Genomic DNA, 21,613 nt, shown 5'->3' on the forward strand with positions numbered 1-21,613 from the left:
CCAGCATATAATTTTTAGTCGACGGGACGTTTGCCGCCTGCCGCGTAGTTGGATGGTGCCATTTCATCAATAACAACGTTGACAGCTTCTTTTCTCGCTCCGGTCGTTTCAGTGACGGCGTTCGTTACTTCACGGACAAGCGCTTGCTTTTGATCATCTGTACGTCCTTCTAACAATTGCACAGTAACAATAGGCATCACACGAACTCCCCTTTTTATCGGCTCTGTTAAATGGTGCCGTTGACTGATCTTCTTGTAAGACTCGGTCACGAGGTAGAGGTAGTTCGTTTACATATAAATGTTAAGGATGGCTTTGAAACAACTCGCTTTCCTGCGGAGGATGAATTACCTCAAGCGTAATACTATAGTTGTTTCGGAAGCGCATTTGACCAGGTGTGAACCTTTTCCCCTTATAAGAAGGTCCGTTCACTAATATAAAGATAGGTTGGCTGGGTAATGACGAGACTCCCGCGGGAAAAGGAGCTCGGCGAGACCCCACAGGGAGCGTAGCGAACAAGGAGGCTCGGCGGTTCCCCGCAGGAAAGCGAGTTATTACCCAGCCAACCTAAGCCTTTCTGCCGTAACGGACTAAACATTCTGAGTGGCAGTTAGAAACCAGTCAACACTGAGATTCAACAGAGCCTTTCTTATAGATAGATCACCCCATATTTCGCCGTCTCTCTCAGTGATTCCTTCCCATTAAAGAAAGAAATGTTCTCAGGATAAGATGCGCTTCATGAAAAGACCATTTTTCCTATGTTAAAATGAGACATACCAGCGCTAGATAAAAGGAGGAAACGTAAACCATGAAAGAATTTGATCAATTTAAAAATGATAAGAACAATACAGAAGAAGAAGGTCAAAAAAAGAAAAACCAGTTTACTATTCTGAAGGATGATTCCACCGACGGACATGGTGGATATGGCGTCGGGTCGGTCAGCCTGGAAAATGTGTCACCCGTCATCGTGGATCCCAACGAGGAAAAGGCCTATATCGATATGGGGGCTTTACACGCGCGCAGTGCACCTGAAAAACGTATCAAGTTTATAAAAGATCGCAGCGAAGTACCGAACGGGAAGATTTACTGGATCGTGTGGGTCACGGTCGATAAAAATGAGAAAGGTGGCTTTTATGCCGGAGTCGGCAGTTGTCAACTTGTCGTAGACCGTGAAATACGCCGCGGTTTCAAATCAATGCCTGAACATGTAAACAACATGGATAGATCACTCAAAGGCCAGTTTGTAGTGGATCATATGGATGATGCTTCCAAACAAATATTAGGAGATTTCCTACGGGATTTTGACCCTGAACTATGGGAGAACTCCGCAGAAGAATTAAAACAAGCGTTTGATTAATAATAGTCTTGTGACAAAAAGTTCACAAAATGTTCACTGGCACAAGGCCGGTTCCTTTATTGACAAAATGAGTATAACAAGCAAAAATATAAGGTATGGTAATACGTGGTGTTGCACGTAGTTTACTAGGACACAGAAAAGAGACCGAGCCACACACTCGGTCTCTTTCTTTTTGTTAAAAGAACCAATCGACAACTTCCTTGAACCATGGATCTTTCTTCAAATTATCCTCGATTTCCTGATCATCAGACCCTTCATGGTCGTCACACGTTTTCTTAGGTACATCTTCTTCCCTCATGTAAATCAGCCGTTGTTTAGGGCACTGAGGCGAAGCGAGTAATCCGCTCTCTGGATCGATATATACCCCCTCCACACCGTCCGAGGGAGAAAAGGTGGTTAAGGCCTGATCTTCATGTATGTCTTCCATAAGGTTCGCCCAAACGTTTTTAGCGAAGACTTCATCCACAGGCGTCTTGAGTTCACGGTTTTTATCATACCCTGTCCATATCCCGGCTGTATAATCTGGACTGAATCCGATCATCCAGCTATCCGTTTCTGTTGTGCCTGATTTCCCCCCGTAAAGATGGGTCAGCTGATTAGCAATACTTGAGCCGGTCACATTCATATAACCATTCAAGTTGGTATCAAACATTCCCGTCATCATGTGGGTGACCATAAACGCACGATCTGGATCGATTTCATTTTTCTCTTCTATATCAGGGGAATACTCATAGAGTACGTGCCCCAGCCGGTCCGTTATTTTCGTGATCGTGTGTCCCGTCACATCTCCAGAGCCGTTTAATAAACGTGTATACCCTGTCATCATGTCATAGAGCGAGATTCCAGCAGTCCCGAGTGCCAGGGAAGGCACAGCAGGCAGATCGCCTTCGACTCCGAATGTATGCAAGGTATCAACAAGCTCGTCCGGGCCGATGTCCATATTCGTTTTGACCGCGTAAATGTTATCAGATAACGCTAACGCTTGTGCCATCGTGATCGGTTTTTTAGCATAATACCCATTGTAGTTGCTAGGATGGTACGCCTCTCCGTCCTTCTGCTCAAACGTTGTCGGCTCGCTGACAAGCTCGGTGACTGGGGAATAGCCGTGTTGCAGGGCGGCGTAGTATAAAAATGGTTTGATCGTCGAACCGACTGAGCGATTGTTTTGGAGTGCCCGATTGTACTGACTCTTCTCGTAGTCACGCCCGCCGATGAGTGCGGTGACAGCTCCTGATTTATCCATCACCATACCGCCCGCTTCGATTTCTGAGTCATCTGCGATATGCTCGGCTACGTTCTCTTCTAATCGCTGCTGATGTTCTTCATCTAACGTCGTGTAAATGTGGTAGCCGCCCGCTTCGATTTCCTCGCGGTTAAGCTTCAGTATGCCTTGTGCCTCTTGAATGACGGTATCCTGGAAATAGGGTGCAACGTCTGCTTTCACTTCTTCTTTCGTTTCGTTGAAGTTCAACGTTTTCTGTGCTGCAGCTACCTCGGCGTCCTCATCGATGTACCCGTGCGTGTTCATTTGTGCGAGCACTTGAGCCTGCCTGTCATGTGCTTTGTCTAAATCAACTAGAGGCGAATAATAGGTTGGCCCTTTCGGAATACCCGCAAGCATGGCTGCTTCCTCCAAGGTGATATCCTCGACACTTTTATCAAAATAATGACGACTGGCAGCTTCGATTCCATAAGCGCCGTGCCCATAATAAATCGTGTTCAAATACCCCTGTAAAATTTCTTCCTTTGTATAAAACACTTCTAGCCGTACGGCGTACAACGCTTCATGAAATTTTCGCTTCCACGATTTTTCATGAGAAAGGTATAAATTCCTGGCATATTGCTGTGTGATCGTGCTGGCGCCTTCAACTTTTTTCATCGCTTTTAAATCAGTGATAATGGCAGATGCGATCCGTTTCACGTCAAACCCAAAGTGATCGTAAAAACGATGGTCTTCAATTGCAATGGTGGCTTCGGTCATAACCTCAGGGATCTCATCAATCCCCACCCAATACCGATCCGTCTCGCCCTGGTCTTCACCGATAATATTACCGTCTCTGCCGTAGTAAATTGTATTTTGATCCGTTACGAGAGAAGGAGGGCCGAGCCAAATGACATAACTCAACAAACCTGTCATCACAATGATGGCAAGTATCGTCATAACAAGCATCGTCTTAAAGCCACGGCGAATCCATTTTCCCCACGTTTGAAAAAGATTCTTCATTCCTTTTCCCGCCTATCATGTAAAATGAAAGATTGCTATTATTATGTGATAATAATGAAAAGAATAAACATATTCAGGGAAATGCTTGCTTTTTCGATAGGATTCTTTATAATTTGATTGTTTCCCCCGATAAGTATTCAAAAGGAGTATGATCATATGGCCACTTGGTTTACAGAGAAGCAGACGGAGGACTTCGGTATTACCGCGAAAGTCAATAAAACCCTTCATAAGGAAAAGACCGACTATCAGGAGCTTGAAATGCTTGAAACAAAAGAATGGGGGAGAATGCTCGTATTAGACGATATGGTAATGACGACTGAACGTGACGAATTTGTCTATCACGAAATGCTGGCGCACGTCCCTTTATTCACGCATCCGAGCCCAAAGACCGTACTGGTAGTTGGCGGGGGAGACGGGGGCGTCATCCGCGAGGTGTTAAAGCACCCTTCCGTTGAACAAGCTGTCTTAGTTGAAATTGATGGAAAAGTCGTCGAATACTCCAAATATTATCTGCCAACCATAGCCGGTGCTTTAGATGATGAACGGGTACGCGTTGAAGTGACTGATGGCTTTATGCACATCGCTGAGAGCGAACGTCTCTATGATGTGATATTAGTGGATTCTACAGAGCCTGTCGGACCGGCAGTCAACTTGTTTTCAAAAGGATTCTATGAAGGAATAGCCAAGGCGTTGAAAGAAGATGGAATCTTCGTAGCCCAGACCGACAATCCCTGGTTCAAGACCGACTTGATCCGCCGAGTATTTGGAGATGTTAAAGAAACGTTCCCGATCACGAAATTATATACCGCTAACATCCCCACCTATCCAAGTGGATTATGGACATTTACCATGGGGAGCAAATTGTATGACCCGCTGCAGATCGATGCGGCGCGCCACCATGAAATCGACACGCAATACTACACAAAAGAACTGCATAACGCTTCTTTCGTTTTGCCAAAGTTTGTAAAAGACTTGACGGAATAGGAGGATACCGATGCGATTTGATGAAGCGTACTCTGGCAAAGTGTTTATCATGAGTCAGCCTGAGCACGAAACAGCCGATACGATTTTATTTGGTATGCCAATGGACTGGACAGTCAGCTTCCGCCCGGGTTCACGATTCGGCCCCAACCGTATCCGGGAAGCATCATTAGGGCTTGAGGAGTACAGCCCTTATTTAGATCGCCACCTGGAGGAAATCAACTATTTTGATGCAGGGGACATGCCCCTTCCGTTTGGAAATGCAAAACGAAGCATTGAGCAAATCGAAGCTTACGTCGCTACCATTTTAGAAAAAGGCAAATTTCCGCTCGGCATCGGAGGGGAGCACCTTGTCACATGGCCTATCATCAAAGCGATGTATAAGCAATATTCTGATCTAGCTCTGATCCACATCGATGCCCACACGGATCTGCGGGAAGAATATGAAGGAGAGGAGTTGTCACACTCCACACCTATCCGAAAAGTCTGTGAGCTGATCGGTCCAGAAAATGTGTACTCCTTCGGCATCCGCTCCGGCATGAGAGAGGAATTTCAATACGCATCCGAAAGCGGCATGCATCTGGCGAAATTTGAGGTAGCCGATCCCTTGAAACAGGTGCTGCCTGACTTGGACGGCCGCCCCGTTTACGTCACCCTGGATATCGACGTCCTGGACCCGGCCTATGCGCCCGGAACAGGTACAGCTGAAGCGGGCGGCATCTCCTCCAAAGAACTGCTCGAAGCCATCCACCTCATTTCCCGGTCCGGCGTTAACGTCGTAGGAGCGGACTTAGTCGAAGTAGCACCCATCTATGATCCCAGTGAAAAGACACCAATAGCAGCCAGTAAGTTTCTTCGTGAAATGCTGCTAGGCTTCAGATAAGTCAGGTCGCCATTAGGTGCGCCTGACTTTTTATCTCTAATCTGAAGTGTTGTTCGCCTAAGTCGGGGTCTAATCGCCCAAGCGAGGTGGAGAACCGCCCAAGTGAAGGTGAGAATCGCCCAAGCCAGGCGCACAATCGCCCAAACAGAGGGTGAAACCGCCCAAGTCGGACCTAATCGCCCAAGCGAGGTGGAGAACCGCCCAAGCGAGGGTGAGAACCGCCCAAGTAGTGGAGAGAATCGCCCAAGGAGGGTGCAGAATCGCCCAAGCCGCCAGCACATCACCCAAGCCGGACCCTCCAGCCGCCTAAACCAGCCAGCCAACCGCTCCAACAAGTGTTCAAGCCCCTTCTAATTTGCCAGGATGCTTGCGCTTTTGGTGTGAAGTTTTTATAATGGATGAGTTAAGTAGACGACAAATCTCCTGAATCCGAAGTGAAGGAGCGATTCAAATGAGCGCCATTCAAACACCTGTGCAGGTTTACTTAAAGACTGAAATCCGAGATGAGGATCAGCACGAAACGGTTGAAATGAGTGAACCGGGCAGGTTTTATGCACGAGGCAACACAGAAGTGATTAAATATAGGGAGCACCCGGAAGATGGGGAACCGGTTGATACGATGATAACCATTCAACCGGAGAAGGTGAGCATCAAACGGTCTGGTGGGGTGCAGATGCACCAGACGTTTCGACGGGAAATGGAGACGGAGAATGCTTATCACCATCCATATGGTGTGTTCCATATGCAGACACGGACGGATGCGATTGAGTACCGATCGATTAATGAGGCTGATACGGGGCGGCTGTTTATAAATTATCAGTTGACGTTAAATCAGGATGTTACGCAACGTCATCGATTGACGTTAACGTTGGAAAGGGAGGACCTATCATGAATATCGTCGAGCAGACGGAGCAAAAACTGAAGGCGGAAATTGCTGAAGCTGTACTGAAGGCTGGATTAGCCGGACGCGATGAGTTGCCTGAAGTTGTGTTGGAACAGCCGAAGGATAAGAGTCATGGCGATTATGCTACGAATATGGCGATGCAGCTGGCTCGTATTGCCAAGAAGAATCCGCGTGAGATTGCGCAGGATATCGTTGATCAATTCGATCACTCTAAAGCATCGATCAAGCAAATTGAAATCGCGGGGCCTGGCTTCATCAACTTTTATATGGACAATCAGTATCTCACTGATCTGGTGCCCAACATTTTAGAGGCCGGTGAACATTATGGCGATTCTCAAGTCGGTCAGGGTCATCCGATACAAGTTGAATTTGTCTCAGCCAATCCGACTGGGACCTTGCACCTTGGTCATGCGCGAGGGGCTGCGGTAGGTGACGCACTTTGTAATGTGCTTGAAAAAGCTGGTTACGCGGTTTCCCGTGAATATTACGTTAATGACGGTGGCAATCAAATCACGAATTTGGTGCGCTCAGTGGAAGCGCGTTACATGCAGGCACTCGGAAAGGACTTCCCGATGCCGGAAGATGGCTACCATGGTCCGGACATTACGGAGCTTGGGCAAACTTTAGCGAACGAACAAGGCGCGAAGTGGGCGGAAGCAGACGAGGAAGAACGCCACGCTTACTTACGTGAGTATGGCTTGCAATTTGAACTGGATAAAATCAAGCGTGATCTCGAAGAATTTCGCGTGCCGTTTGACGAGTGGTATTCCGAGTCTTCCTTATATCAAGATGGAAAAATCGTTGCGGCTCTCCACGTTTTACAGGAGAAAGGGTTCATTTATGAGGCAGACGGAGCGACCTGGTTCAAATCCACCGACTTTGGAGATGACAAGGATCGCGTCTTGATCAAACAGGATGGGACTTACACGTATTTGACCCCCGATATCGCTTATCATAAGGACAAGCTTGACCGCGGATTCCAGACGCTCGTCAATATTTGGGGGGCAGACCACCATGGTTATATTCCGCGTATGAGTGCGGCCATTCAAGCGTTAGGGTACGATAAAAACACGCTGGAAGTGGAAATCATTCAAATGGTGAACCTTTTCCAAAACGGTGAAAAAGTGAAAATGAGCAAGCGGACAGGTAAAGCTGTTACACTGCGCGAGCTCATGGAAGAGGTGGGCATTGATGCGATGCGCTATTTCTTCTCCATGCGTTCATGTGATTCCCACCTTGATTTTGACATGGACTTAGCGCGATCTGAATCGAATGATAATCCTGTTTATTACGTGCAGTACGCACATGCCCGGATTTGCACGATGATGCGCCAGGCAGAAGAAAAAGGCTTCCCGCTAGACGGTCCGTTTGCAGGAGAATGGCTCGACTCTGAAAAAGAAGCTGATCTTCTGAAACGGCTGGGCGAGTTTCCACAAGTCGTTGCAGAAGCAGCTGAAAAACGCATGCCCCACCGTGTAACGCAATACAGTTTTGACTTGGCTTCAAACCTTCATAGTTTTTACAATGCGGAAAAAGTGTTGGATCAAGCACATCCTGAGCGTACGCAATCACGGATTGCATTAATGAAAGCTGTCCGTACGACGCTGGCAAATGCGATGCATTTAATTGGCGTTTCCGCTCCCGAACGTATGTAAGGAGAAAGCGTTCCTGAAGCACACAATCAGGAACGCTTTTTTTAGCTATAAAATTTGGGCCCTGTGAATAACATATCTCATAAGCCACGTCCGGCTCCAGCTCCTCGCGACATAAGCAACCCACCCTGCGGAAGGAAAGACCACATTCCTCCTGGTGTTTTGCTTATGCGTGTCGGAGCTCCCGGGGCGCTTGCGCCTTTGTTCCTTCACTCACGATTTTGCAATTTAGTAAAAAAACACCAAAATCTCCCCGCGACATGACGGGGAGACCCATGTATAATAAAAAGTGAAAGCGGTTTCCAAGAGGTGGTCATGATGAAAGAAATTATCCTTGCTTTAGTAACAGGATTCATCGTCGGTTTTTTATTTGCCGTGTTTAAACTTCCGATCCCGGCCCCGCCAGCGCTCGCAGGCGTTGCGGGCATCGTCGGCATTTACTTAGGTTTCAAAGTATTCACCTGGGTGGGACCGTTCGTCTCGGAACTGATTAAATGATTAGAGAAGCGGGCGCAGCAGACGGGCGATGACTACGTTGATCCGGGTACCGAGGGATCGTTGTTTAAACCAATGGTTATCGACTACGATGGCATCAATGGCATCAAGGAAGAAGCGATTCCTTAAATCTTCAATGAGCGTTTCGTCTCCGGTCATAAGGCTGACTTCCTTATTTAAAAAGAAACTGCGCTGGTCAAAGTTCGCTGTGCCAATGGTACATGACTTTTGGTCGATCATGACCATTTTAGCGTGGTAAAAGCCATTATCAAACAAATAAAGGTTTCCGCCGGCTTGGACGAGTTTTTTCATGAAGGGGATGCCCCCTTCTTTGACTAACGGGTGGTCGGATTTTAAAGGGGCTAAGACGGTTACTTCCACGCCTCGTTGACATGCTTGTTTTATTGCATCCATTAAAGCTTGAGACGGAATGAAATAAGGCGAGCTGATTAATATTTCCCGTTCTGCCTGTTGAATTTCTTCTAACAAGTAAGACGCCAGCCCCTCACCATCGGTAGCCAATACTTGAAAGTCATGCTGCCCAGATGGCTGGTCCGATTTCGGCTGGTGCTCTTCTCCAGTTGTGAGCTGCCAGTCGTGGAAGAATATCTGATGGAGGTCGGTTACGACTGTACCTACCAGGCGGATGTGATAATCGCGCCAATTTCCCATAATAGCGTCTTTGCCGACGTATTCCTTGCCGATATTGAAGCCGCCCGTATACGTGATCCGTTCGTCGATAACCGTGATTTTTCGGTGGTTTCTCTGGTTCAACTTATAAAAGAAATAGGGGAATGAGGGCTTTTGCATAAAATGAAATTGAATACCTGATTGTTCTAGGTGATGAATGATTCCAGTTGTGAAGCCTGAACTGCCGAGCCGATCAAGCAACAGTCTCACAGTTAGACCTTCATTCGCTTTTTGTTTCAATAACCTAAGGAATTCTTGGCTCAATTCGTCCTGTTTAACGATGAAAAATTGAACATCAATCTGTTGCTTTGCATCCCGGATGTCTTGAAAGAGATCATCAAAAAAAGCAGGACCGGTTTTATAGAAACGATAATCGCCCGTGCGTTTGGGATACAGGATATGAAGCGGTTGATGCTGGCGATGATTGCGACGGCCAGTCTTAAAGTCCAGAACGATAAGAAAAATTAAAAGAAAGATACCAATGAGTATGAGTACGATGGGGGTCATAGTCGTTCAGCTCCATTTATTCTGAGTAGATAGGGTTAGTCTTCCCGAAAATGTCAAATTGACAAGGTGATTATGCGAAAATATGTTGACTGAATGTTCATTCATAATTTATAGTTAATGTATACGATTCACAAATTTTGGAGGGGGAGACTCACGGACGAGTCCGTGAAATACAACGAGGGGGTTAACAGATGAACACGTTACTGTTGTTGAACTGGGTTTTATTCGTTGCTGTCACGATATACGGCCTGTATCTGTTTGTGCGTGTGGTACAGACAAGAATTGCCTATATCAAGCTGGGGCGTAAAGTTGAGTTCGACGGGGCGATCAAAGAACGCCTGAAGAAAATATGGATTTATGTATTTGGACAAAAGAAATTATTAAAAGATAAAAAATCAGGCGCGATTCATGTCATGATGTTTTATGGATTTATACTCGTTCAGTTTGGGGCGATTGATTTCATTTGGAAAGGGTTGGCGCCGAATTCCCACTTACCGTTGGGGCCGTTTTATCCTGGCTTCACCTTTTTCCAGGAAATCGTGACGCTGACGATTATTGTGGCGGTCATTTGGGCGTTTTACCGCCGTTATGTTGAGAAATTGGTCAGGCTCAAGCGTGGTTTTAAAGCCGGGCTGGTATTGGTTTTCATCGGAACGTTAATGGCGACGGTCCTGATCGGAAACGGCATGGGGCTGATCTGGCATGGGCATGAAGGTGCCTGGACGGAACCCGTTGCAACCTTAATTGCAAATGCTTTCGGATGGCTGCCGTCAGTCGCTGCTGCCACAGTGTTTTTCGTCATGTGGTGGATTCACCTGTTAATTTTACTTACATTCCTGGTTTATGTGCCTCAATCTAAACACGCTCACTTGATCGCGGCTCCAGTCAACACATTCTTGAGCCGCCGTGACGCACCAGGGAAGCTGAAGCCGCTTAATTTTGATATCGATGACGAAACAGACGAAGAGGATGTTTCATTTGGTGTCGGCAAAATTGAAGAGTTCGATCAGCTGCAAATGATCGACTTTTATGCCTGTGTGGAATGCGGCCGCTGTACGAATGTGTGTCCGGCGACAGGCTCGGGTAAAATGCTGTCACCTATGGATTTGATTATTAAATTACGTGATCAGCTGACGGAAAAAGGAGCCGCTGTGACGGGCCAGACCCCGTGGGTTCCATCGTATGCTTTCTCAAATAAAGAAGGCAATCAATTAGCACAAATGGCTCAGGCTCAAGGCAGTGAAGAAGCAGCTGCAGCAGCCGAGGGCACGAACGGCTCCAGTTTGATCGGTGATGTAATTACAGAAGAAGAGCTGTGGGCTTGTACGACGTGCCGGAACTGTGAAGACGCGTGTCCGGTGATGAACGAACACGTAGACAAAATCATTGATTTGCGTCGTTACCTCGTCATGACTGAAGGCCGAATGGATCCGGATGCTCAACGTGCGATGACGAATATCGAGCGTCAAGGGAACCCTTGGGGGCTTTCGAAAAAAGACCGGGAAGATTGGCGCGACGCTGCTGAAGAGGGCGTGCGCATTCCGACGATCAAAGAGTTGAAGAAAGAAGGAGAAGACTTCGACTACTTGTTCTGGGTTAGTTCCATGGGCTCCTACGACAACCGCAGTCAAAAGATTGCGATGGCATTTGCCAAGCTGATGAATGAAGCAGGCATCAAATTCGCCATTCTCGGTAATAAAGAAGGGAACTCAGGTGATACTGCCCGCCGCATGGGCAATGAATTCCTGTTCCAGGAGTTGGCTGAGAAGAATATCAAAGAATTCGAGAAACATGATGTTAAGAAAATCATTACGATCGATCCGCATGCGTATAACATTTTCAAAAATGAATACCCTGATTTCGGATTTGAAGCCGAGGTCTATCACCATACCGAAATGCTTTCGCAATGGTTGAAAGAGGGGCTGCTGAAGCCGGAAGCTGAAGTGAATGAAACGATCACTTATCATGACAGCTGCTACCTTGGACGTTACAATGAGGTTTACCAGCCGCCGCGTGAGGTGCTGGAGATGATTCCGGGTGTCAAGGTAGTCGAAATGCAGCGTAATCGTGAGAACGGCATGTGCTGTGGCGCCGGTGGTGGTATGATGTGGATGGAAGAGAAATCAGGCAACCGTGTCAACGTCGCTCGGACTGAACAAGCAATGGAGACCGATCCGACGATGATCTCGAGCGGGTGCCCATTCTGTCTCACCATGCTATCGGATGGGACGAAAGCGAAAGAAGTCGACGAAACAGTCGATACAATGGACATTGCAGAAATTTTAGCGAAGTCAATCTTTACGCAAAAACAGGAAAAAACAGCCTGATATTTGAAAAATTTGTGGAAAGTGTACAGAATTTTATGTACACTTTCCTTATGGGTATATATTGAGCGAGCGTTCAATCGTGTTAATTGAAAGCGTTAACATAATAAAGGAGGAGTTAGTGTGAGAAAAACAGTAATCGTAGCAGGTGCCCGGACGCCTTTTGGTAAATTCGGAGGAAGCTTAAGTGCTTTGACGGCTTCTCAGTTAGGAGGCATCGCCATTAAAGAAACGCTTGCAAGAGGGAAGTACAACCCGGCGGACGTCAATGAGGTCATCATGGGCAGTGTGCTGCAAGGCGGCCAGGGGCAGATCCCTTCCCGTCAGGCTGCGAGAGAAGCTGGCATTCCATGGGATATCAAAACAGAAACGATCAATAAAGTGTGCGCTTCCGGCATGCGCAGTGTGACTATGGCTAATCAATTCATTCGTCTCGGTGATGAAGATGTCATAGTAGCAGGCGGTATGGAAAGCATGAGCAATGCGCCGTATTTCATGCCTAAAGCACGCTGGGGTCTGCGCATGGGAGATGCTTCGGTTAAGGATATGATGGTGCATGACGGATTGACGTGTTCATTCGAAGGCGTTCATATGGGGAATTACGGAAATAGAACGGCGGAAGATTACAAGCTCACGCGTGAAGCACAGGATGAATGGTCGTATCGCAGCCATCAGCGCGCAGCCGAAGCCATCGAATCAGGTCGAATGGCTGAAGAGATCGTTCCCGTTGAAGTGCCGAAACGAAAAGGGGATCCGGTTGTCGTCGATACTGATGAAGCACCGCGCAAAGATACGACGGTTGAAGCTTTGGCTAACTTGCGTCCTGTGTTTGACCCTAAGGGAACCATTACGGCAGGCAATGCCCCTGGAGTCAATGATGGAGCGTGCGCGATGCTGTTAATGTCTGATGAAAAGGCCGAACAAATCGGAGCAGAGCCTATGGCGACGATCTTAGCTCATGAGGAAGTGGCGGTCGAAGCGCAGGATTTTCCGAAAACACCAGGGTTGGTTATCAATGCGCTGCTTAAGAAATCCGGTCATGCTATTGATGAGATCGACCTCTTTGAAGTGAACGAAGCGTTCGCAGCGGTGTCGCTGGCCAGTGGAGAAATTGCAGGATTGGATCACGAGAAGGTGAACGTCAATGGCGGTGCTGTGGCACTTGGTCATCCGATCGGAGCAAGCGGCGCGAGAATCATCTTAACATTAATTCATGAGCTGAAACGACGCGGCGGCGGCCTGGGAATCGCAGCCATTTGCAGCGGCGGAGGACAGGGAGACGCTGTCTTGTTAAAAGTTCCCCAGCAGTAACAGTCTCACATACAGGAAGGAGTTCGTCATATGGCCATAAATCGAGTCATGGTGATCGGTGCCGGACAGATGGGGGCAGGGATTGCCCAAGTGTTCGCCCAAAACCAATTCGAAGTTAAACTGAATGATTTAGCAGAGGATGCTTTGACTAAAGGCTTATCCGGTATTGAAAAACGCTTGGATCGGGCCGTGGAAAAAGGGAAGTTATCTGAACAAGACAAATCACAAGCGTGGCAGAATCTATCAGGCACCACGGATATGAATGACGCCGGGGCGTGCGATTTAGTTATCGAAGCTGTTGTCGAAAATATGGACGTAAAAACCAAACTTTTCAAGCAGCTTGATGACATCGTACCTGCACACACGATTCTAGCGACCAACACATCATCACTTCCCATTACTGAAATTGCGGCGGCAACGACGAGACCGTCTCAAGTGATCGGCATGCATTTCATGAATCCTGTTCCCGTTATGAAGCTCGTTGAGATTATTCGCGCGCTTCAAACGAGTGACGAGACGTATCAGGTGATTGAAGATACCGCGAAGAAAGTGAATAAATCACCAGTAGAGGTCAATGATTTTCCGGGCTTTGTCTCCAATCGTGTCTTGATGCCGATGATCAACGAGGCGATCTACACCGTGTATGAAGGGGTGGCCAGCCCGGAGGATGTGGATACCGTCATGAAACTCGGAACGAATCATCCGATGGGACCGCTGACCCTGGCTGATTTTATCGGTCTCGATACGTGCTTGTACATTATGGAAGTCCTTCACGACGGATTTGGCGATAGCAAATATCGACCTTGCCCATTGCTCAGAAAGTACGTAAAAGCAGGCTGGATCGGTAAAAAATCTGGCAGAGGTTTTTACAGCTACGAGCAATAAACATAGAAAAAGGTGGGGGTCGGAAATGGATATAACGTTTACAGATGAACAGGACATGATGCGTAAGATGGTGCGAGATTTTGCAGAGAAAGAAGTCGTACCAGAGATCGAACGCATGGAAAAGGAAGACCGTTTCCCGATTGAGCTCGTAAAACGTATGGGGGAGCTCGGTCTTATGGGCATTCCGATTCCAGAAAAATACGGTGGTGCCGAAATGGGGTTCACCTCGTATATCATTGCCATTCATGAGTTATCAAAGGTCAGTGCGACGCTCGGGGTCATCTTGTCCGTTCATACATCCGTCGGCACGAATCCGATCTTATATTTTGGAACAGAAGAACAGAAGCAAGCGTATCTGCCTAAACTCGCAAGCGGCGAGATGCTGGGCGCATTCGCTTTGACTGAACCTTCTTCTGGTTCCGATGCGGGCAGTTTGAAAACGCGAGCAGTTAAAGAAGGGGATCATTACGTCTTGAACGGATCGAAGGTATTTATCACGAACGGTGGGGCGGCGGATTCATTCATTGTGTTCGCCCGAACGAATCCGGTAGAGAAAGGGGCCGATGGCTTGAGCGCCTTCATTGTAGAGAGAGATACGCTAGGGCTTGAGATCGGTAAACCTGAGAAAAAGATGGGGCTCCATGGTTCGAGTGCTGTACCGCTTAGTTTTGATAATTGCAAAGTCCCTGCCAAGCAGTTGCTTGGGCAAGAAGGCGAAGGGTTTAAGATTGCCATGGCTAATCTTGACGCCGGCCGTATCGGTATTGCCGCACAAGCACTCGGCATAGCGGAAGCTTCACTGGAGCATTCCGTGAACTACGCTAAAGAAAGGGAGCAGTTCGGTCGACCAATTGCGCAACATCAGGGGATAGCCTTCAAACTCGCCGATATGGGCACCCGCGTGGAAGCAGCCAAGCTTCTTGTCTATCAAGCTGCTCATTTAAGAGAAAAAGGACTTCCAGGGGGTAAAGAAGCTTCCATGGCCAAATTGTTCTCTTCTAAAACGGCAGTGAATGCCGCAATAGAAGCTGTCCAAGTTCATGGGGGCTACGGTTATACAGAGGATTATCCAGTTGAACGGTTTTTCCGCGATGCAAAAGTTTGTGAAATATATGAGGGTACCAGTGAAATTCAACACTTGGTGATCAGCAAGCATTTATTGAAGGCCTAATAAAATGGGGGGAACACGGAGATGGATTTTCAATTAACGGAAGAACAACAGATGCTGCGTAAAATGGTGCGCGACTTTGCCAAGAATGAGGTCGAACCAACGGCGGCTGAACGTGATGAAGAAGAACGTTTTGATCGAGAGATTTTTGACAAAATGGCTGAGCTTGGTTTGACGGGCATCCCGTGGCCGGAAGAATACGGCGGTATTGGATCGGATTTCCTCAGCTACGTCATTGCAGTTGAAGAGCTCTCACGGGTTTGTGCTTCAACAGGCGTGACGTTATCTGCACATATTTCACTTGCGAGCTGGCCGATTTATGCGTTTGGAAATGAAGAGCAGAAACAAACCCATTTAGCGGCGCTTGCTTCGGGTGAAAAACTGGGAGCTTATGCGTTGTCCGAGCCGGGAGCCGGCAGTGACGTATCTTCCATGAGAACCCAGGCTAAATGGGACGGTGAGCATTATGTCTTGAATGGCAGCAAGGTATGGATTACCAATGGCGGCGTCGCTGATACGTATATCGTGTTTGCCAAAACCGACCCGGAAGCGGGTAACAAGGGCATCAGTGCGTTTATCGTGGAGAAAGGGATCGAAGGCTTCACATTCGGCAAGAAAGAGAAAAAATTAGGTATCCGCTCGTCACCGACGACAGAGTTGATTTTCGAAAATTGTAAACTCCCGAAAGAGAACTTGCTTGGCGACGAAGGACAAGGCTTCAAAATCGCCATGATGACACTGGATGGCGGACGAAACGGCATTGCGGCTCAAGCGCTCGGTATTTCGCAAGGGGCCCTTGATGCTTCAGTCAATTACGCCAAGGAACGCGAACAATTCGGCCGTCCGATCGCTCAGCATCAAGGTATCTCCTTTAAACTGGCCGATATGGCAACGGAAACGGAAGCAGCACGCTTGCTCACGTATCAAGCAGCTTATCTGGAATCACAAGGCCTGCCGTACGCCAAAGCTTCGGCCATGGCCAAACTGCATGCCGGAGATGCTGCGATGCGGATTACCACGGAAGCAGTTCAAGTGTATGGGGGTTATGGCTATACGAAAGATTACCCAGTCGAACGTTATATGCGGGATGCCAAGATTACGCAAATTTATGAAGGTACGAACGAAATTCAACGCCTCGTCATCGGCCGCATGCTGACGAAAGAATAGAAAGGACGGCTGCCTATGCATCCGCTGGCTGAACGCATTCATCATCAGGATATTCGCGCGCTCGCTAAGGCGATTACGCTGGTTGAAAGTGAGACAGAAGAAAAACTGACGCTGATGAGCGATATCTTTTCCTTCTCCCGCCAGGCCCATCACATCGGCATCACCGGGTCGCCGGGAGCGGGGAAAAGTTCCTTGATCAATCGGTTGCTCACCTACTTACGGGAGCAGGGATTGACCGTCGCTGTCATTGCTGTGGACCCCACGAGTCCCTTCAGCGGCGGCGCATTGCTAGGCGACCGGACACGGATGCAGCAGCATTTTACCGACCCAGGCATCTTCATTCGAAGTATGGCGACGCGCGGCAACCTTGGCGGCCTGGCTCGAGCTTCTAAGGATGCCATTCGCGTCTGTGATGCTTTCGGATTTGATGTCGTCCTAGTCGAAACAGTCGGGGTCGGGCAATCAGAGTTAGACATCATGAAAGTGGTGGATTCAACCGGCTTGGTCCTGACACCCAACAGTGGCGATGTGTTGCAGATTTTCAAAGCAGGGATTATGGAGATCGCGGATTTGTTTATCATTAACAAAGCGGATTATCCCGGTGTCGCCCGGCTGAAAACGACTCTGCAGGAATACATGATGATCGCGGATCCCAAGGGATGGCAGCCTCCGATCGTTGAGACCGTTTCAACAGAAAACAAGGGGATGGCCGCCTTATGGGAGCAGTTCAAGGAACACCAGGGCTTTCTGTATGGCACGGATCAAGGTGCGAACAGGCGTAAACAACAGCTGAAGCTGGAGGTCTATGATTTGATCCGAGAAGAAATCTGGCGTGATGTCGAGCGCGCTATTGAGCATGACGCGGCCAAACAGCAACTCCTGAACGATTCGCAAGCTGACCCCTATGAGCTGGCGCGCCGCTGGTTCAAGGATTGGAAGGAAAGGGGACCTCGCCAATGAAAAAGAATGTTCATTCTTCCATAAAAGATGAAGCATTAGTTGAAAAAAGACGGGATCAGATGATCAGGGGAGCCGTCTCACTATTTAAAGTAAAAGGGTTTCATAAAACGACGACGCGGGAGATAGCAAAAGCTTCGGGGTTCAGCATCGGAACGTTATATGAATATATCAGGACGAAAGAAGATGTCTTGTTTCTCGTGTGTGATTCCATTTATGAACGGGTGAAAGATCGGATGACCATGGTGATTGATACCCGCCAAACAACATCGGAAAGCCTGATTGATGCCGTGACCTCGTACTTTGAATTGATGGATGAACTTCAAGAAGAAGTCGTGGTCATGTACCAGGAGGTCAAGGCTCTGTCGCGTGATGCACAAGAATACGTTTTGCAAAAAGAGAAAGACATGGTGGCGATGTTAGAACAAGTGATTGCCAACAGCACAAACCGGGCGCTCCCGGCTGCTGAAACCACACTTGTCGCCAATAATATTTTTGTTCAAGGTCAAATGTGGGGCTTCAGACGCTGGATTTTACAGAAAGACTTCACTCTTGCCGAATACAGTGAGAAACAGATTAATCTGCTCCTGCATGGGTTAAATGTTGAAATTACGTCTGAAGAACAGACTTCATAAAGAAGGAGGGGGTAAACGATGGAACAACCTCACGTATATAAACCGAAAAATCCGGTTCGTTTTGTCACATCAGCCAGTTTGTTCGATGGCCATGATGCATCCATAAATATCATGCGCCGCATCTTACAAGCGACTGGCGTCGAAGTAGTTCACCTTGGTCATAATCGTTCAGTGGAAGAAGTGGTGACCGCGGCGATTCAAGAGGATGCTCAAGGGATTGCCATTTCGTCCTACCAGGGCGGTCACGTCGAATATTTTAAATATATGGTCGACTTGCTCAATGAGAAAGGGGCTGGCCACATCCGTGTTTACGGTGGAGGCGGCGGTGTCATTATTCCGCGTGAAATTAAAGAACTTCACGACTACGGCGTGGCGCGCGTCTTTTCACCAGAAGATGGCCGGGAATATGGCCTTCAGGGCATGATCAATCAGATGGTAGAAGAATGTGATTTCATCCCGCCGATCAACGTCAAAGCAGAAGTCGAACAGTTGACCAATGGCGTCGATCAGGCGATTGCACGCTTCATCACCTACGTTGAGAATACGCCTAAGGAAGAACGGGAGGCTGTCGATCAGTTTGACAAAGCGATCGAGCAGACGTCATCCAAAACCGTGCCTGTCCTCGGCATCACGGGTACAGGCGGAGCCGGGAAAAGTTCCCTTACCGATGAATTGATCCGCCGTTTCATTAACGAGATTCCCGATAAGAAAGTTGCTATTCTTTCCATCGATCCCACTAAGAAGAAAACGGGGGGCTCTTTACTGGGCGACCGCATTCGCATGAACGCCATTTACAATCCACGCGTTTATATGCGTTCGCTTGCGACACGGGGGTCCCGATCAGAACTTTCCCAAGCATTGGATGACGCTATCCACGTAGCCAAAGCGGCCGGGGTCGATTTGGTGATTATTGAAACGAGCGGAATCGGGCAAGGGGATGCTGCCATCACGGATGTGAGCGACATGTCCATGTACGTCATGACGGCTGAATTCGGTGCGCCATCCCAGCTGGAGAAGATTGATATGATCGACTTCGCTGATTTCCTCGTCATTAATAAATTTGAACAAAAAGGCTCGGAAGATGCGATGAATCAAGTGCGCAAGCAATATGAACGCAGCCATATGCTGTTTCATGAAGAAAAGGCCGCATTTCCGGTGTTTGGCACCATTGCAAGTCAGTTCAATGATTCAGGAACCAACACCTTGTTTGCAGCTATTGTCGATCAGCTGAATGAACAGTACGGTTGGGATGAGCAAACGTCTTTTGAACGTACCACAGACGTGAAAAAGCAAAATGTGATCATTCCTAACGAGCGCAAGCAATATTTGCGAGACATTTCGTTAGCTGTCCGTGACTATCATGATGAAGCGGAAAAACAGGCGGATAAAGCGCGGAAATTATATCAGCTCACCGGCACGGCTGAAGTGGTGGAAGATGAAGACCTTAAGCAGACATTAGAGCAGAAAATCGCCGATTATGAACAAGCATTGGATGCTGATACCAAAGCTAAATTGGACGATTGGGAGGGCCTTCATGAGCGGTACAGCGGCGATACGTATACATTCAAGATCCGAGATAAAGAGATAACGATGGACTTGAATACAGAAAGCATTTCAGGATTAAAGATTCCGAAAGTGGCGTTGCCGTTGTATGCCGACTGGGGAGACCGCGTAAAATGGCTGTTGCAGGAAAACGTTCCCGGTGCTTTTCCATTTACTGCAGGGGTCTTTCCATTCAAACGAAAAGGCGAAGATCCGAAACGTCAATTCGCCGGGGAAGGAACGCCGGAGCGCACCAATCGCCGCTTCCACTATTTATCCCACGGAGATGACGCTAAAAGACTAAGCACTGCGTTTGACTCGGTGACCCTTTACGGAGAAGATCCGAATGAACGCCCTGATATCTATGGGAAAGTCGGGGAGAGCGGCGTAAACATCTGTACATTAGAAGATATGAAGAAACTGTATGAAGGCTTCGACTTGATTGATCCCACCACGTCGGTTTCCATGACGATTAATGGACCTGCGCCGATTATTTTGGCCATGTTCTTTAACACCGCGATCGATCAACAGTTGAATAAATTCACAGAGGAGCAAGGCCGCCAGCCGAATGCTGAAGAAGCGCAGCGGATCAAGGAGGAGACTATTCACGTTGTTCGGGGTACGGTGCAGGCGGATATTTTGAAAGAAGATCAGGGACAGAACACGTGCATCTTCTCAACCGAATTTGCCCTGCGGATGATGGGGGATATTCAACAATACTTTATCGATTATCAAGTACGAAACTATTATTCTGTCTCCATTTCCGGCTACCACATCGCAGAAGCGGGGGCTAACCCGATATCCCAGCTCGCTTTTACATTAGCCAATGGCTTTACGTATGTGGAATACTATTTGAGCCGCGGTATGGATATCAATAAGTTCGCGCCGAATCTTTCATTCTTCTTTTCCAACGGCCTTGATCCGGAATATACCGTACTTGGGCGTGTCGCCCGCAGAATTTGGGCCATCGTCATGAAGAATAAATATGGCGCGAATGAACGCAGCCAGAAACTGAAATACCATATTCAAACCTCTGGTCGTTCGCTCCATGCTCAGGAAATCGATTTTAACGATATCCGGACGACCCTTCAAGCGTTGATTGCGATCCAGGATAATTGTAATTCCTTGCATACCAACTCCTATGATGAAGCCATTACAACGCCAAGTGAAGAATCCGTACGCCGGGCTATGGCGATTCAAATGATCATCAGCAAAGAGTTTGGACTCACTAAGAATGAAAACTCCTTGCAAGGCTCTTACATCATCAAAGAATTGACCGACCTGGTGGAAGAAGCCGTTTTACAGGAATTTGAACGGATCAATGACCGCGGCGGGGTGCTTGGCGCCATGGAACGCCAGTATCAACGCGGTAAAATTCAAGAAGAATCCTTGTATTATGAAGGGAAGAAGCATTCCGGCGAATTGCCGATTATCGGCGTGAACACCTATATCAATCCGAATCCTACGTCGGAAGATGACGTCAATTCCATGGAGTTAGCGCGTGCGTCTAAAGAAGAAAAAGAGCACCAGATCACCGAGCTTCGCAATTTCCAAAAAGCGCATGAATCTGAAGCAGAAGCAGGCCTCAGACGTTTGAAAGAGGTTGCAAGCAGCGGAGGAAACGTATTTGCGGAATTGATGGAAACCGTAAAAGTCGCCAGTCTGGGTCAAATAACGCATGCCCTATATGAAGTCGGCGGCCAGTACCGTCGTAATATGTAGGACTCCTTTTCTGTTAAAGTTTAGTGTTGATATTACTAACAAAAAAGAACTTCCAATTTTATGGAAGTTCTTCATTTTTATATAGTGGGCTAATTCAACTAAAGCCCCCTATTGTGGAAGACTCCGTTTCGAGCCTTTTGTGTATGCGGATGCTTGATGGGAAAACGGATCGCTTTCCGTGGGCATGGGGTGAGCTTCCTCAGGCTACGCCT

General features: G+C 47.8%; 17 protein-coding genes. 14 read left to right on the top strand and 3 right to left on the bottom strand.

Annotation, left to right across the window (positions count from 1 at the left end; genetic code table 11):
- Positions 1 to 14: 14 nt before the first annotated feature.
- Positions 15 to 197 carry a 2-hydroxymuconate tautomerase gene (locus tag HOP45_RS04735; protein WP_181347758.1) on the bottom strand — a complete coding sequence of 61 codons (183 nt, stop codon included), beginning with the start codon at positions 195 to 197 and terminating at the stop codon, positions 15 to 17.
- Between the two features lie 608 nt (positions 198 to 805).
- Between HOP45_RS04735 and HOP45_RS04740 the strand changes: the two genes are divergently transcribed.
- Positions 806 to 1,354 (top strand): YwhD family protein, encoded by a 549-nt coding sequence (locus tag HOP45_RS04740; protein ID WP_181347759.1) that lies wholly within the window; start codon positions 806 to 808, stop codon positions 1,352 to 1,354.
- Between the two features lie 175 nt (positions 1,355 to 1,529).
- Here HOP45_RS04740 and HOP45_RS04745 read toward each other — a convergent pair whose 3' ends face one another.
- The gene (locus tag HOP45_RS04745; RefSeq protein ID WP_181347760.1) at positions 1,530 to 3,578 is read right to left on the bottom strand and encodes a transglycosylase domain-containing protein; all 2,049 of its coding nucleotides are present in this window, start codon (positions 3,576 to 3,578) and stop codon (positions 1,530 to 1,532) included.
- A gap of 156 nt (positions 3,579 to 3,734) precedes the next feature.
- Between HOP45_RS04745 and speE the strand changes: the two genes are divergently transcribed.
- The 5 genes from speE to HOP45_RS04770 all read left to right on the top strand — a co-directional run bounded on the left by speE (position 3,735) and on the right by HOP45_RS04770 (position 8,496).
- Positions 3,735 to 4,562 (top strand): spermidine synthase, encoded by an 828-nt coding sequence (gene speE / locus HOP45_RS04750; RefSeq protein WP_181347761.1) that lies wholly within the window; start codon positions 3,735 to 3,737, stop codon positions 4,560 to 4,562.
- Positions 4,563 to 4,572: 10 nt separating this feature from the next.
- Positions 4,573 to 5,442, top strand: a complete 870-nt coding sequence (gene speB, locus HOP45_RS04755; protein ID WP_181347762.1) for an agmatinase — start codon at positions 4,573 to 4,575, stop codon at positions 5,440 to 5,442.
- Between the two features lie 451 nt (positions 5,443 to 5,893).
- Positions 5,894 to 6,334, top strand: a complete 441-nt coding sequence (locus HOP45_RS04760; RefSeq protein ID WP_181347763.1) for a YwiB family protein — start codon at positions 5,894 to 5,896, stop codon at positions 6,332 to 6,334.
- Positions 6,331 to 8,001 (top strand): arginine--tRNA ligase, encoded by a 1,671-nt coding sequence (gene argS / locus HOP45_RS04765; RefSeq protein ID WP_181347764.1) that lies wholly within the window; start codon positions 6,331 to 6,333, stop codon positions 7,999 to 8,001. Before HOP45_RS04760 ends, argS begins: the two co-directional genes overlap by 4 nt.
- A 315-nt stretch (positions 8,002 to 8,316) precedes the next feature.
- Entirely contained in the window at positions 8,317 to 8,496 is a 180-nt protein-coding gene (locus tag HOP45_RS04770; RefSeq protein ID WP_181347765.1) for a XapX domain-containing protein, read from the top strand.
- Here HOP45_RS04770 and cls read toward each other — a convergent pair whose 3' ends face one another.
- Positions 8,497 to 9,690, bottom strand: a complete 1,194-nt coding sequence (gene cls / locus HOP45_RS04775; protein WP_181347766.1) for a cardiolipin synthase — start codon at positions 9,688 to 9,690, stop codon at positions 8,497 to 8,499. It abuts the gene before it with no gap.
- Positions 9,691 to 9,881: 191 nt separating this feature from the next.
- Here cls and HOP45_RS04780 point away from each other — a divergent pair, with 191 nt between their 5' ends.
- The 8 genes from HOP45_RS04780 to icmF all read left to right on the top strand — a co-directional run bounded on the left by HOP45_RS04780 (position 9,882) and on the right by icmF (position 21,401).
- On the top strand, positions 9,882 to 12,017 hold the full coding sequence (locus HOP45_RS04780; protein ID WP_181347767.1) for a heterodisulfide reductase-related iron-sulfur binding cluster: 2,136 nt from the start codon (positions 9,882 to 9,884) through the stop codon (positions 12,015 to 12,017).
- 120 nt (positions 12,018 to 12,137) lie between these two features.
- Positions 12,138 to 13,325, top strand: coding sequence for an acetyl-CoA C-acetyltransferase (locus tag HOP45_RS04785; RefSeq protein WP_181347768.1), 1,188 nt, complete (start codon positions 12,138 to 12,140; stop codon positions 13,323 to 13,325).
- A gap of 30 nt (positions 13,326 to 13,355) precedes the next feature.
- A complete protein-coding gene (locus tag HOP45_RS04790; protein ID WP_181347769.1) occupies positions 13,356 to 14,210 on the top strand; it encodes a 3-hydroxybutyryl-CoA dehydrogenase in 855 nt (284 codons plus the stop codon).
- A 25-nt stretch (positions 14,211 to 14,235) separates the two neighbouring features.
- A complete protein-coding gene (locus tag HOP45_RS04795; RefSeq protein WP_181347770.1) occupies positions 14,236 to 15,381 on the top strand; it encodes an acyl-CoA dehydrogenase in 1,146 nt (381 codons plus the stop codon).
- A gap of 21 nt (positions 15,382 to 15,402) precedes the next feature.
- Positions 15,403 to 16,545 carry an acyl-CoA dehydrogenase gene (locus HOP45_RS04800; RefSeq protein WP_181347771.1) on the top strand — a complete coding sequence of 381 codons (1,143 nt, stop codon included), beginning with the start codon at positions 15,403 to 15,405 and terminating at the stop codon, positions 16,543 to 16,545.
- Positions 16,546 to 16,560: 15 nt separating this feature from the next.
- Complete coding sequence (gene meaB, locus HOP45_RS04805; protein ID WP_181347772.1) at positions 16,561 to 17,505, top strand: methylmalonyl Co-A mutase-associated GTPase MeaB; 945 nt, start codon at positions 16,561 to 16,563, stop codon at positions 17,503 to 17,505.
- Entirely contained in the window at positions 17,502 to 18,137 is a 636-nt protein-coding gene (locus HOP45_RS04810) for a TetR/AcrR family transcriptional regulator (protein WP_181347773.1), read from the top strand. The genes meaB and HOP45_RS04810 overlap by 4 nt, the downstream gene beginning before the upstream one ends.
- An 18-nt stretch (positions 18,138 to 18,155) precedes the next feature.
- Positions 18,156 to 21,401: a fused isobutyryl-CoA mutase/GTPase IcmF gene (gene icmF, locus HOP45_RS04815; RefSeq protein ID WP_181347774.1), complete on the top strand. Its 3,246-nt coding sequence runs from the start codon at positions 18,156 to 18,158 to the stop codon at positions 21,399 to 21,401.
- Positions 21,402 to 21,613 lie beyond the last annotated feature (212 nt).

The organism is Thalassobacillus sp. CUG 92003 (assembly GCF_013618635.1).
Lineage (GTDB): Bacteria > Bacillota > Bacilli > Bacillales > Halobacillaceae > CUG-92003.

Coding starts and splice junctions, on each gene's coding strand:
- HOP45_RS04735 (WP_181347758.1), bottom strand. CDS start 197: ATGCCTATTGTTACTGTGCAATTGTTAGAAGGACGTACAGATGATCAA.
- HOP45_RS04740 (WP_181347759.1), top strand. CDS start 806: ATGAAAGAATTTGATCAATTTAAAAATGATAAGAACAATACAGAAGAA.
- HOP45_RS04745 (WP_181347760.1), bottom strand. CDS start 3,578: ATGAAGAATCTTTTTCAAACGTGGGGAAAATGGATTCGCCGTGGCTTT.
- speE (WP_181347761.1), top strand. CDS start 3,735: ATGGCCACTTGGTTTACAGAGAAGCAGACGGAGGACTTCGGTATTACC.
- speB (WP_181347762.1), top strand. CDS start 4,573: ATGCGATTTGATGAAGCGTACTCTGGCAAAGTGTTTATCATGAGTCAG.
- HOP45_RS04760 (WP_181347763.1), top strand. CDS start 5,894: ATGAGCGCCATTCAAACACCTGTGCAGGTTTACTTAAAGACTGAAATC.
- argS (WP_181347764.1), top strand. CDS start 6,331: ATGAATATCGTCGAGCAGACGGAGCAAAAACTGAAGGCGGAAATTGCT.
- HOP45_RS04770 (WP_181347765.1), top strand. CDS start 8,317: ATGAAAGAAATTATCCTTGCTTTAGTAACAGGATTCATCGTCGGTTTT.
- cls (WP_181347766.1), bottom strand. CDS start 9,690: ATGACCCCCATCGTACTCATACTCATTGGTATCTTTCTTTTAATTTTT.
- HOP45_RS04780 (WP_181347767.1), top strand. CDS start 9,882: ATGAACACGTTACTGTTGTTGAACTGGGTTTTATTCGTTGCTGTCACG.
- HOP45_RS04790 (WP_181347769.1), top strand. CDS start 13,356: ATGGCCATAAATCGAGTCATGGTGATCGGTGCCGGACAGATGGGGGCA.
- HOP45_RS04795 (WP_181347770.1), top strand. CDS start 14,236: ATGGATATAACGTTTACAGATGAACAGGACATGATGCGTAAGATGGTG.
- HOP45_RS04800 (WP_181347771.1), top strand. CDS start 15,403: ATGGATTTTCAATTAACGGAAGAACAACAGATGCTGCGTAAAATGGTG.
- meaB (WP_181347772.1), top strand. CDS start 16,561: ATGCATCCGCTGGCTGAACGCATTCATCATCAGGATATTCGCGCGCTC.
- HOP45_RS04810 (WP_181347773.1), top strand. CDS start 17,502: ATGAAAAAGAATGTTCATTCTTCCATAAAAGATGAAGCATTAGTTGAA.
- icmF (WP_181347774.1), top strand. CDS start 18,156: ATGGAACAACCTCACGTATATAAACCGAAAAATCCGGTTCGTTTTGTC.